Raw genomic sequence first — 12,326 nt, 5'->3', positions numbered from 1 at the left:
GATGGTGCCCAGCGAACCACCGACAAACTTTGGCAACTCTGCGGCAAAGTACTCGATCTATTCACCGAAAGCGAATGCCGCAACTACCTCCAACACTGTGGATGCCGCTACAATTAACCGACGACGGCACTAGATGCGCCATGAGAGCATTGAAACGACAATGCGGTACTATGTTGGGCGGAATGCTCAGTCGACGGCGGCGGTCTTGTGGGAGGCGCACAAGCAGGCAGCTCGAAATCGTGATACTACTACTGCTGCGCAGCGCTCGGGCGATGAAACGGCCAATCCTGATACCGCAGTAATTCAACAGCTAAGGCGATGATTGACTCGGAGCAAGTGCAGATTTGATCAAAGTGTTCTCGTCTGGCGCGTTCGTCACGCGCGACTGCTTGAGGGTCGTACGGGCCTATAAGCATTGGGTACCCGGTGTATTCGAGCAATTCGCGAATTCTATTGGCGTAGAACTTTCCCATATTCAGCTGTTGAACAAATGCCACAAGTTCGGACGAACTGCTGACTATTTCGTTAATATCAAACTGCGAGTTCTCACGGTTGAATAGAAAAACTAGTCTTTTAAAAAGTGGGTCAAACTGGGACGTCAAGATCAAGGGGTCTTTATATTTTCGAAAAATTGAAAGCTTCCGCGGATTGGGGCAGTCGGGTTATGCTGATCCAATAAGTGGCAATTCGGGCAAAGCGGCAGCAGATTACTTGGATCGTTATTTGAATGGTTGCGGTCGATGTGATGGAGGTGAGCTCTTTGGTCCCGCAGATCGCGCAGTGGTGGTTGAATTCCTTAAGGACCGAATCGCGAACTGCCTTAGGAATTGCTTTCCTAGAATCTTTACCTTTGGCCATGTAACACTTTTGGTAACAGTCGCCCTGAAAACAGAATCAGCCAGAGCCGGCAGTATTCATAACTGCCATCCCTGGCTGGTCTTTCGAAAGAGGCGCCGGTCGGAGTCGAACCGACGATGGCGGATTTGCAATCCGCTGCCTTAGCCTCTTGGCGACGGCGCCGTGCATGCTCGTTGCAAAGCGGCAATGCCAGCAACGGCCAACAAACCATCCCGGTAACTTAGGAAAACCCTGACGAACGGTCAAGGCTTGCCTGTCACAGCAGGTCTCCCTCTGGAATCGACTTTTCCGAAAGACAACTTGAATCCCGCTGCGGTTCGCTAGCAGTTGTTCGCCAGCGGCACCGGCCGAATAGTCGAAAACTCTAACAGCGGCCTGTCGATTCGCAATGGGGGCTCTTGGTGCCCGCGAATCGTTCCGCCCTCTCCGCTGGACCCAGAGGAATAAATCATGGCGCTTTTGAATTGGCTTCAATCTCCGGCATCGCCCCGGCAAATTGCCGCTTGGGGTCTGGAAGTGGCTCAACAATGCCAGAACGAAGTGGCCTTGCGGCTTGGGCAAACCGTCCATCGGCTGAGTTTGCCCGCAGCACGCGGATACATTCGGGCTCGCGCCGCCGCTGTGTTGGAGGAAGAAATGAACCTGCTCCTGGAGCGCACTGGGTGCTCGTCGGCCTTGGCCGCAGCCATTCGCAATCGAGCCATGGATGACATCGTTCGCATGGCCATTGGCGATGTGCTGAAAACGGCCCGTCCACTTGTGCAGCGCAAAGCCGCCTGAAGCAGTGGAAAGCAGAAGGCCGGAAGGCCGGAAGCACCGGGAAAGCAGACGGCAGAAAGCAGAATGCAGAAGGCAGCAGGCGGAATGCAGACGGCGGCAGGCAGAAATCGCCTCTCGCTAGCTGCCGGCGAATCGCCACGGCATATAATGGTTCGGCCTGAACATCCATTCGGCCCCATCCATTTCGCCCATCCCTGGAATTTTTGCCATGCACGCTGCTTTGCTGTGTTGCTTGTTGGCCGTGGCGGCCGATGTCCAACCGCTTTCGCCGGGAAGTCATGACCGCACGTTGCAGGTCGACAATCAAGAACGCTCCTACCAGGTGTACGTGCCGCCGAAGTACGATCCTAAGCATCCCACGCCGGTCGTGCTGGTGCTGCATGGGGCGTACACCAACGGACCCATCACGGCCATTTATTCCGGCCTGAACCGCACCGCCGACGAGCGCAATTTCATCGCCGTGTATCCCAACGGCACAGCTTTGGGCGATACCAAACCGCAGCTGGGCGGCGCCGCCTTGTTTTGGAACTGCAGCGATCGCACTCCCCACTTGTTCGGCAGCAATCCACCGAACGATGTTAAATTCCTCGGCGCCGTGCTGGACGATTTGGGAACGGTGGCGAATGTCGATCCCAATCGCATCTACGCCACCGGCATTTCCAACGGCGGCATGATGTGTTACGCCTTGGCGGCCGGTTTGAGTGATCGCATCGCCGCCATCGCGCCCATCGCCGGCTCGTTGTGCCTTGACAACGTGCACCTCAAGCGCCCCGTCAGTGTGCTCCACTTCCACGGCACCGACGACAAACTCGTTCCCTACGCCGGCGCCCGCAACACTGCCGAAGGAGTCTTTCATTGCAAATCGGTCGATGGCACCATGACCGAGTGGGCCAAGCTCGATGGCTGCCCGGAAAAGCCGCAAGTGGAAGAACTGCCCAAAAAAGAGGACGACGGCACCAGCGTCAAGCGTTACACTTACGGCCCGGGCAAAGATGGGAGCGAAGTGATGCTGATTCAAATCACGGGCGGCGGGCACACCTGGCCCAATCGGCCCATGCTCCCGGCCCTGGAAACCGCGCTCGGCAAAACCACGCACCAAATTTCCGCCAACGACATGATGTGGGATTTCTTCGACAAGCACCCAATGTCGAAATGACGAATGACCAAGTCCCAATAACCAAGGAAGTTGCCTTGGGCAATTCTCGCCGTATCGTCCGGGAATTTTATTTTCCGGACAAAAGGAGGCTGTTTTGTCGCCCGCCCGACGGCCTCGGCTCAGCAAGTTCGCAGGTTGTAAGGGGCTCGTGTGTGACATAACAGTTGGCATTAACGTCCGGCGGTGTCCATTGTTGAACGATTGTTGAACGATTGTTGAACGATTTGTTCGGCGATTTGCTTGTCGGATTTGCTTGACGGGGCCGGCCGGGGTCGCGTCGCCGCTGGCCAAAGGCAAATGATCAGCGAGACCTCGGGAAACTTGGCGAACTGTGGGCTCACTTCGTTCCACCACAGCCACCCTCCGCCCCGCGCTGCTGCATTGCTCTCTGCTTAGTTCACCGCAGAGGACACGGAGGTCGCAGAGAGGCCAAACAGCCCGCGCTCACTGAACGGCATCATAGTGAACATTTGAACATTTGTCGAGAAACGTTTTAGGCCAGTCGCGGGAAAATTTGCACAATAGCCCGGCTGTGTCAGCCGGGCTATTCGGCCATGTAAAAGGTGGTCGTCTAATTTGAAAATGTAGCGGCGTCTGTCCCAGACGCCTTCTGTTTTTCGAGCAAAAACGGCTGAGGACAGCCGTCGCTACAGTGCGGAGTGGCCAAATTAGGCGACGGCCATGTAAAACGTAAATTGTCCCACTGCTCCGCCCATCGGCTACAATGCGGGGCATGAAAAACCAATTATCCATTCGCTCTCCGGTTTTCATTGGGCTGGCGACTCTTGCTATGGCCGGGTGCAGCGGTGCGGATAGACCAAATGCAGCGCCGGTCGCGAAGCCTAAATCAACCACCCGGCTCCCGACCGAAGCCGACATGATAGGAGTCTGGAAGGGGGCCAGGACGGTCAATCCGCAAGGAGAATTTCTAATTCCCGCTGTGATTGATCAGTTCCGAACAGAGACAATAGAATTCAAGCCCGATCACACTGAAGTGAGCCATGAAACGGTCAGCGATCCCAAGGGAAATTGGTCGCTAGACAGTTCTGGTACCTGGTCATTGGACGGTTCCACAGTCGTCTACACGCTTCCTGCGGTGATGAAACTTCCGCCCATAGTAACTCCTCTAAAATGGCAAAACGGCACGCTTACCGAAATGCGAGGAACCGTTCAATTCATTTTCGAGAGGCAGCCCGACAAGCCTGGCACAAAATAATTTTCATCGTTTTTGGTCAGAACTTTTAGTTTTTGAGCAACCGCGATTGTTCCGCCAAACCGGGCCCGGATGAGAAGACCGTGCCCGCGCCGCTTTGCGCATCGACGCCGAAGCGCACCAATCGGCGGACGATGCAAACGCTTCTTAGTTGTTGTCACGTGCGTGGCCGATGCGACTACTCGCTGCTGGCCAAGCCAAAAGTGGGCACTCATGCGGTTTGAGACGAGGGCTAAGCAATAGAACTCAATTAATCCTAAAATCCGGGATTATTTTGACAGCATTGTATTCAGCATTACGATTTCAACTGGCTACGTCACATACTTGTTCTTGCATTTTGGTTAGTTAATAATCAACTTCTCTCATGTATCTAACAGACCGCTAAGCCGATCCTGTATAGTCAGTACGCAACATGCGATGGCACGCAACAGTGATCAAGCGGTTCAATCAATCCTATCCTTCGTCAGCTTGCACCGCTCAGGTCGTCACGGATGCAGGCATTGGCTATTTGAAGGCTTTAGAAAGTCCAGAGGGCCGACATATTCTCGCGTGTGAATTTGTCGGTACATGTTTAGCTGAGTGGTTTCACCTGCCAACATTTGATCACACAGTAATCGAAGTTGATGCTGAGGTAATTGAAATCCCATTTTTTGATCGTAACAACAAACAAGTTGGAAAAGCGAGTAACGGTCCAGCTTTCATTACGCGAGGAGAAGCGGGAGATAGTTGGAGTGGTAAAGCAGAGCAACTTAAAAAACTTGCGAATCCTCACGACATTAGCCGCCTTGTGGTTTTCGACACTTGGACACTTAACTGTGATCGTTATTGTGAGCGACCACTAGGCCAAGAAGGCAAGCCACGGGTAAATCGAAACAATGTTTTTCTTAGTGAAGAGGCTCCAAGCGGCCAATTCATGTTGAAGGCAATGGATCATACCCATTGTTTCACATGTGGTGGGGAATTGACGACAAGGTTGCGTCGCGATGATAAGATAAAAGAGCCGAGAGTTTTTGGACTGTTTCCGGAGTTCCGCCAATTTCTTGATCAAGATGCTGTCCAGCATGCAGTGCCAGCACTTCAAAAATTCAATCAAACAGTGATTCAAGAGATTACTGGAAGAATTCCGGACAAATGGGAAGTTAGTGCAGCCATTCGTAAAGCGCTCGACGACCTAGTTGTGGGACGAGCGGCGTTTGTTGCTGAAACAATATTCGCTAAGCTTTGGCCTCAAGCGGATCTTGGCTTTGGCGACGTTCAAACAGATGTAGATAGTAATGATGCAACCCACTAAAGGCTATTACTCGCTGATCCAATACTGCCCAGATGCTGGCCGGTTAGAGGCGGCTAACGTGGGAGTACTGTTGTTTTGTCCAGAACAATCGTTCCTTCAAGCGAAAACGGTTTTGAGCAATCGTAGAATTATTAAATTCTTTGGAACAGAAGGTCATGACTGGGCGCGTATCAACTCGTTCAAACGTGGATTAGAGGAACGGCTTAAGGTCGAATTCGGCGAAATCAATTCTCTTGAAAGCCTTGAGCAATTCATTGCATTGCGTGCAAACTACTTACAAATAACACCGCCGCGCTCGATGCAGGTGACAAATCCCATAAAAGATCTTGAGGCGTTGTTCATTGAAATAATTGGTGAGGAGGCGCCGAAGCACACCTCAACAAAAACATTGAAGCGACTCTTAAAGGAAAAGATAGTTAATGCCGGTTTAGAGGAGAAGGTTCGCTCTGACTTTGAAGTTGAAGTACCCATTACAAGAAAGAAACTTGAAATTCCCGTCGGCTTCCAAAACGGCCGATTCAATTTGGTAAATCCAGTTCGATTTGAAACTGAGGAACCCCAACAGGCATTTAATACAGCTTGCCGTTACGCAGTAGAGGGAGAATCTCTTTTCAATCATGCACATCCGTCTCTCGGAGAACTACAGTTAGTGGTCGTCGGAAAATTTCGCGCCAACGATAAAGAATCGCCCGCGATGGTCAAAAAAGTTCTTACCGATCACCACGTTAAATTATATCGATTTTCGAAACTGCTTGACCTTATTGATGAAATCAGGCGAACGGCGAAAACCTTACCGAGGTAATGCCACTTCGGTCGTTGTGTATTTCTACTTCGCGGCCTCTGCGGTTCATTCATCTACTGCGCATTCTTATCGCAGTTCAATACGCATCACCGTGCTTGAGGAATCATTATTATGGCGACTTACGACTTTACCTTGATCTTGAGTAGTCCCAGCGAGCTAATGGAAGAAATGGCGAAGAAGCTGTTTGCGGCGGGCTGCGATGATGGGACGCTCAGCTCGTGTGAAGGATTACTGTTGATCGATTTCAGCCGGGAATCATCGGATTTAGAAACTTCGATTCGCTCGGCCATTGCCGATGCTGTTACGGCCGGTTGTGTGGTCGACCGAGTCCAAATTTTAGCCAAAGAGGTCACGTAACAAGTTACGGCAGGGTACCGCAAACCGGAATTTGCGGGCCAAGCTGCCTGCAGGCAGTTCATGAAAACTTAGTTTGCTGGTCCGATTGTGATCACGCCGAATGGAGCGGAGCTATCACCTTCGGCAGGAAGTGTCGCCGGGATAAAGAACTGGCTCGTCTTGGGATTATTGGCAATGGTCCGGCCCGACTTGAGCGTGGGCAGCGTCTGTACGACGGAGAATTTTCCAGGTGAATCTTCGTGCACGACCGTCACGGTGCCATCGGCCCCGTTGGCGCAAACTGCCACGCCAAGTTTTGGATCGAACTCACAGCCATCCACACCCCGACCGATCGGAACCGTTCCCAGCAGCTTGCCCGTTTGGCTGTCGACCATGGCCATTTTCTGATTTCCGCCGGTCGAAAATAACCGATGTCGCCGGGCATCGAGCGCCAAGCCCGTGGGGTGTTCCGCCGGCGCCACCGGCCAATGATCGGTCAACTTCAATGCCGTGGTATCGATCACCTCGATTTCACTTTTGTCTTCATTATTAATAAACACGTGGCCGGCATCATCGGCCACACCGAATTCCAGTTTTCCACCGCAGGGAATGGAAACGCTCGGCGCGCTGGGATTCGCCGGATCGATCACCAGGGCATCTCCGCCGCCACACGAAACAAACACTTTTTTGCTGGCGGGATCGTAAAGGATGGCATCCGGATTTTGTCCGCCACTGGGCTGGGTCTTGATTCGATCGAGCACTTTGAGCGTCTTGAGATTGAACATCACGACGGCATTTTCGCGGCCGCTGGTAACAAACCCTAAATTCCTATCCGCCACCACGGCCGTTCCATGGGCTCCTTGCAACTGGTCGATGTCGCCGACGACGGTTCCCGTTTCACAATCGATGACCTGCAGATGAGTGCTGCGCGTCACATACAAACGATTGGCATCCGGGTCGACCAGGACGCAATCCCACCGACCGCTGCCGCCGATCTTCAGCGTTTTCAACACTTTTAACTCCGGCACATTTGTTTGCGCGTGTGCGGGCCAAGGCTGAGTAAGAAGCACGGCCAATCCACATGCCATAGTGACCAAGCAGCGAGGCAATCGCGCCATGTTAGAACTCCTACAAGGTAAGAACTGAGATTGCTGTAGCGTTTTTCTGCGGGCGATGTGATGAATCGTCAGCCCGCCTAAACGGCAAACATGCCGCCGCCGCGGTCGCAAGTCGGCTGCAATGTTGCGGAATCCGGCTGGCAATGTTCACGTTTCAATCACTCCGGGATTGGTGCGCGGGGTCAGTTTTGTTCCCCCATCATACCCGATGCGGATGGTTGGGGAACTATGGTGATGCAAACCGGGTCGTCGCCTAATTTGGCCACTCCGCGATGTAGCGACGGCTGTCCGCGGCCATTTTTGTTCGAGAAAGCAGAAGGTGTCTGGGACAGACGCCGCTACATTTCTTCAAATTAGGCGATGATCGCAAACCGGCGGCGTGCGAGAAACCCAAGGTGCTGACGCTTAAAGTTACAGCGAGTACGGCGACAGCACGCTTTCCCGGCTTAGCAAATGTCGCCAGTTTCGATTGACCTGCACTTTCGGTTCATGTATTTCCCGTGGGTAGAGTTTGCAGCAGGCGGCGACGAGCTGCAATGCGGCTAAAACGTATCGGCTGTGCGGCGGTCGCTTTCATCGATTGACACCTATGAAGAATGCGGGGAACAAAACTGTGAGTAATTGGCGACTTAGATTTTTTGCCAGTAGCAAGCCTTCGGCAGCGAGCAAAACTTGCTGTTTGATAATTGCGACGTATCTGGGCATCTTGCTGGTGGGCCTGGGCATGCCGCAAAAATCGCGCGGGGACGATCCGAAATGGTTGGTCGATTTTGGCAGCGATCTGCGCGCCTGCGTGCCGGACGGTGCGAATTTGCTGTCTCCGGAAACCCAGGCCGATTCCCAACCGCCGTTTGCCGAAGTGCGACAACTGGCCGACGAGCTTACCAGGGGGCACATTTCCGCAGCGGGGCACATTTTCGCCCCAGCGCCAATGATTCTGGGGCCAATGATTGTGGGACCGACGGTTGTGGGGCCGACGATTGCGGCACCACAATCAGCCGGAGTGGGGCCGTTAGCGGCCGGGTCCAGTGCAATCGCTCCGGCATTCAACTCATGGGGCACAGTCCGCTCGCCAAACGTCCAGCCGCCGGCGATTTTCACTGCCTGGCCTGAAAATCTCCAACCCATCGCCAAGCGACCGGCCGCCTCGTCTCAAGCCGAGTTGTTGCCGGGCGTTGTCAGTCAGGCTGCATATTTTCCTTCCGTGAGCAGCACCGGCGATGGCATGGCTGCTGGGCCATTGCCCGGGACAAAACTCGTTTCGCTCGATCCGCCGGCAGGTTCGTCGGGAATTTCAACGTCGGCTTTTTCTCAACTGAACCACTATTTGTCGGATTCGAATAAACCGCAATCGTTGACCGCCACCAGCGCAGTTCTCCCGCAGCTTTCTGTCGATACCAGCACCGTCACCATGGTCGACGACGATACGGTGAAAAATGCCGTGGGCGACCCATCGGGATTGTTTTCCGCCGCGCGGCTGGCTTGGAATTTTGAGAACTTGCGGTTGGAATCAGGCATCGGATTTTCTTGGAACACGTGGCTCGATCGGAGCAAGCCGTTCTTCGATGTCAGCAACCGCGAAAACGTGGTCTGGAATTTGAGCTTGCTGTATTACCCGATGGGCGACATTCCGTGGCGTCCATTTGTGCTGCTGGGCACCGGCATCACCCAACTCAACACGCTGAACAACAGCGGCCAAGAAAATTCCGCGACCGTGTACACGGGCATTTCGCACAGAAATTAACCCGGGGAATTCTGTTCGCTGGGGAGTCGCCTTGGACTATGCCCCAACCACCCCGCTGGCAGGCAGGGAATGAACTAGGATTTTTTGCCGGCGTCGAGAACGGCTTTGATTTCGTCGGCCGACATGCCGTGTTCCAGCATGTTTTGCTTGAGCTTGGTTTGGTTGTTCGATTTGATGACCTTCACCACGCAGCCGCCGACGATGGCCGTCAGGGCGATGAAGAATGCGGCCAAGATCATGATCATCATGCCCAGATCTTCGCCGTTCAATTTAGAAAAAATTTCGTGCATGGCTGCGTCCGATTAGGGGTTTTTTGGTGGATGGCGTGCCTCGTTTTCAGTAATTCGCTGCACGGGCTCAATTATTGCCCTCGATTTTGGCATTTGCAACCGCCGCAGCCCGCTCCGCTGGCCAAGTACCAGCGCGACCAACGGTCGCGGCTTTATAGTTATTGTCGGGGGCAACTGCGGTGATTGTTATTCAATGGTCCACAAAATGACGTCGTTTTTGTCTTTGATGAAAATGCGGTTGCGGGAAACGACAGGGTAGGCGTGCGTTTCGCTGTCGGCCACTTTGTAGTTGGCCAGTGGCTTTAATTCCTTGTCGCTGGGTTCAAACACCATCAGATTGGCCGCCGGCGTCAGGGCCATGAGGACCGGGCCGCAATCGACAATGGAGCCGTAACCGGAGCGGCCGCCGCCCCCTTCCATGCGCGGCGTGGTCCACATGGTTTTGCCGTCGGTGGCGCTGAGGCAGAACAAGTTCTCGGTGGCCGTGAAGCCATACAGCAAGCCATCTTTCAAAACCGGCGTGTCGAATTGCACGGAAATTTCACTGTTACTCCACAACTCGGTGGGCGCAAGCTGGCCGTCTTTCTTTTCGAACTTGACGGCCTTCGTGCCGCGGCCGGAGCCGGAGAAGATGACGATGTTGCTGTCGATGATGGGCGTGGCTGCGTTGTAACCGCCGCGCTGCGCGGAATAGGGAACCGACCAAACCACTTTTTGATCGACCGGGCTGATGGCCACGACGCTTTTTTCGGTGAGCGTGACGACAAACGGCTGGCCTTCCACGGTGAGCATCATGGGCGAGGCGTAGGCAGTGCCATCGCCGGTCCAGCGCCATTTTTCGTCGCCGCTGTTTAAGTCGTAAGAAACAATGGCACCCTTCATTGCGCCGCCCAGTTGGGCCAGGCACTGGCCGTCGGCGATAATGGGCGAAGCGCTGGTGAAGAAGCGCGGCACGTTGCCGGCAAAATCGTTTTTGGCCCACAACTTTTTGCCGCTGGCGGCCTCGTAGCAAATGAGCTCGCCACGCACTCCCAGCGTGATGAGCTTCCCTTCGCCGACGGTGGGCGAGCTTCGCGGCCCGGGGAAGGGAGCCGAGTTGCCGGTGGGAGCCTCGGCCGGGTTTTCGTCGTGCCACAGCACTTCGCCGGTGGCGGCATTCAGACAGCGGATAATTTCGTTGCCGTTCTGGCGCGCGAACACGTACAGCTTATCGCCCACCAGCGCCGGCGTGGCCACGCCATCGCCGACGGTCAACTTCCATTTTTGCGTGAGTTCCTTGGGCCACGTGGCCGGCGCTTGGAAGCCTGTTACTTTGGCATCGCGGTTCGGCCCGCGCCACTGTGGCCAATCTTGGGCCTGCGCCAGCGGGGCGAGCCAAAGAGCGATGGTGGTGGTAACGACGATAACCCAACCCGCGGCGCGTGTCATGAATTCTCCCTTGTTTCGCAGCTTCCAAAATTTCGCAGCTTGAAAAGGTTACATGGTTAGCTGGTAACCACCGTTGCGCCTTTCACAATTTCGTTGGGGTCGGCCAGTCCTACGCCATGCCCGGTGGGAATGTTGAGGGTGCTGTCGGTGGTTTTCAGCGGCGGATCGAACCATTTGCCGTAGGTTTCGACGCCATCTTTGTATTCCTGCCAGGGGCTGATGTTCGGCACGCACGAGCAATAGTGCAGCAGGTACACAAAGCCGAACCCGCCCGACAGGTGCAGCATGATCGGCAGTTTGCACAGTTCCGCCATGCGGGCCACGCGGATGCTGCGAATGAGGCCGCCGTAATAATACACGTCGGGCTGCACCACGTCGGCCACGTGATTTTTAATTTGATCGCGGAACCGCCAGTGGCTCGATTCCTGCTCGCCCAGGGCGATGGGAATGGTCAGCGCATCGGTCACTTGCTTGGTGGCTTCGAAATTATCGAACGGGCAGGGCTCTTCGAAATGAATGCTGCCGATGCCTTCCAGCATGCGGCCCACTTCGATGGCCTGGGGCGGATCGTAGGAGCTGTTGGCGTCGGCCAGGATGGTGAAGCTGTCGCCCAGCGCTTTGCGCGACAGGGGAATGAGCTTGTCGGTGCGGCCGGGCATGGCATCTTCGTTGCGGCTCATGCGGCCGCCCACCCGATATTTGACGGCGTGGGCGCCGGTTTTTTCGATCAGGCTTTTGAGATAATCGATTTCCTGCTCCGGCGTGGTGTCGCGCCGGCCGCTGGCGACGTAAAACTGCACGCTTTTGCGCTGCACGCCGCCGAGCAAATCGCCGATGGGTTTTTTGGCCTGGCGGCCGAGCAAATCGAGGATGGCGAACTCGACCATCGCCACCGGGCACCACAGCGCCAGGCCCTGGAATTTATAGTTGTCGCCGTGGCGGTACACTTGGAACAGGTGTTCCTCCAGCCCGCGAGCATCTTTGCCGAGGAAGCACGGCGCGACCAGCTTGTGAAAAATGGGGGCCAGCACATCCATGCGCCCGTTATCGACCGAAATGCCTTCCGCGCCATCTTTGCTGCGCACGCGGACAAAATAATTTTTGCCTTTGTGCAGCAGTTCGACGGCTTCGATGATGACGGGGTCTTTGAACAGCTCTTGCTGCAGAATTGGTTTCGACGCGGCCTGCTCCAGTGATTCGGAAGAAACGTTGGTGAGCGCGGTTTTATTGTTTTCGGCACGCGAAGTTGCGGCCAGCGACAAACTGCCTACACCGGCAGTCGCTCCGGCGGCGCTGGCCAGAAATTGGCG

Annotated in this window: 11 protein-coding genes and 1 tRNA gene; 7 read left to right on the top strand and 5 right to left on the bottom strand. The window is 54.8% G+C overall.

What is annotated here, in order from left to right; genetic code table 11:
- Window positions 1-948: 948 nt before the first annotated feature.
- Window positions 949-1,020: transfer RNA gene (locus VFE46_16900), tRNA-Cys, on the bottom strand.
- Window positions 1,021-1,308: 288 nt separating this feature from the next.
- Here VFE46_16900 and VFE46_16895 point away from each other — a divergent pair.
- The 6 genes from VFE46_16895 (at window position 1,309) to VFE46_16870 (ending at window position 6,457) form a co-directional block, all read left to right on the top strand.
- Window positions 1,309-1,638, top strand: a complete 330-nt coding sequence (locus VFE46_16895) for a hypothetical protein (GenBank protein ID HZZ29678.1) — start codon at window positions 1,309-1,311, stop codon at window positions 1,636-1,638.
- Window positions 1,639-1,846: 208 nt separating this feature from the next.
- Window positions 1,847-2,794, top strand: a complete 948-nt coding sequence (locus VFE46_16890; GenBank protein ID HZZ29677.1) for a PHB depolymerase family esterase — start codon at window positions 1,847-1,849, stop codon at window positions 2,792-2,794.
- Window positions 2,795-3,671: 877 nt separating this feature from the next.
- A complete protein-coding gene (locus VFE46_16885; GenBank protein HZZ29676.1) occupies window positions 3,672-4,010 on the top strand; it encodes a lipocalin family protein in 339 nt (112 codons plus the stop codon).
- A 409-nt stretch (window positions 4,011-4,419) separates the two neighbouring features.
- Window positions 4,420-5,298 carry a HipA family kinase gene (locus VFE46_16880; protein ID HZZ29675.1) on the top strand — a complete coding sequence of 293 codons (879 nt, stop codon included), beginning with the start codon at window positions 4,420-4,422 and terminating at the stop codon, window positions 5,296-5,298.
- Window positions 5,282-6,100: a DUF3037 domain-containing protein gene (locus VFE46_16875; protein ID HZZ29674.1), complete on the top strand. Its 819-nt coding sequence runs from the start codon at window positions 5,282-5,284 to the stop codon at window positions 6,098-6,100. Before VFE46_16880 ends, VFE46_16875 begins: the two co-directional genes overlap by 17 nt.
- A 111-nt stretch (window positions 6,101-6,211) precedes the next feature.
- Window positions 6,212-6,457 carry a hypothetical protein gene (locus VFE46_16870; GenBank protein ID HZZ29673.1) on the top strand — a complete coding sequence of 82 codons (246 nt, stop codon included), beginning with the start codon at window positions 6,212-6,214 and terminating at the stop codon, window positions 6,455-6,457.
- A gap of 68 nt (window positions 6,458-6,525) precedes the next feature.
- On the opposite strand, the gene VFE46_16865 is transcribed toward VFE46_16870, so the two are convergent.
- Window positions 6,526-7,554, bottom strand: coding sequence for a YncE family protein (locus tag VFE46_16865; GenBank protein ID HZZ29672.1), 1,029 nt, complete (start codon window positions 7,552-7,554; stop codon window positions 6,526-6,528).
- Window positions 7,555-8,233: 679 nt separating this feature from the next.
- On the opposite strand from VFE46_16865, the gene VFE46_16860 reads away from it, so the two are divergent.
- Window positions 8,234-9,298: a hypothetical protein gene (locus VFE46_16860; GenBank protein ID HZZ29671.1), complete on the top strand. Its 1,065-nt coding sequence runs from the start codon at window positions 8,234-8,236 to the stop codon at window positions 9,296-9,298.
- A 74-nt stretch (window positions 9,299-9,372) separates the two neighbouring features.
- On the opposite strand, the gene VFE46_16855 is transcribed toward VFE46_16860, so the two are convergent.
- The 3 genes from VFE46_16855 to VFE46_16845 form a co-directional block, all read right to left on the bottom strand.
- Window positions 9,373-9,588 (bottom strand): hypothetical protein, encoded by a 216-nt coding sequence (locus VFE46_16855; protein HZZ29670.1) that lies wholly within the window; start codon window positions 9,586-9,588, stop codon window positions 9,373-9,375.
- 186 nt (window positions 9,589-9,774) lie between these two features.
- Window positions 9,775-11,016: a PQQ-binding-like beta-propeller repeat protein gene (locus VFE46_16850; protein HZZ29669.1), complete on the bottom strand. Its 1,242-nt coding sequence runs from the start codon at window positions 11,014-11,016 to the stop codon at window positions 9,775-9,777.
- 56 nt (window positions 11,017-11,072) lie between these two features.
- A partial coding sequence (locus VFE46_16845) for a mandelate racemase/muconate lactonizing enzyme family protein (GenBank protein HZZ29668.1) occupies window positions 11,073-12,326 on the bottom strand: 1,254 nt, incomplete at its 5' end.

Source organism: Pirellulales bacterium (genome assembly GCA_035656635.1).
Lineage (GTDB): Bacteria > Planctomycetota > Planctomycetia > Pirellulales > JADZDJ01 > DATJYL01.
The sequence above is the reverse complement of the archived record's forward strand: the minus strand, read 5'-3'. Positions and strand labels throughout refer to the sequence as shown.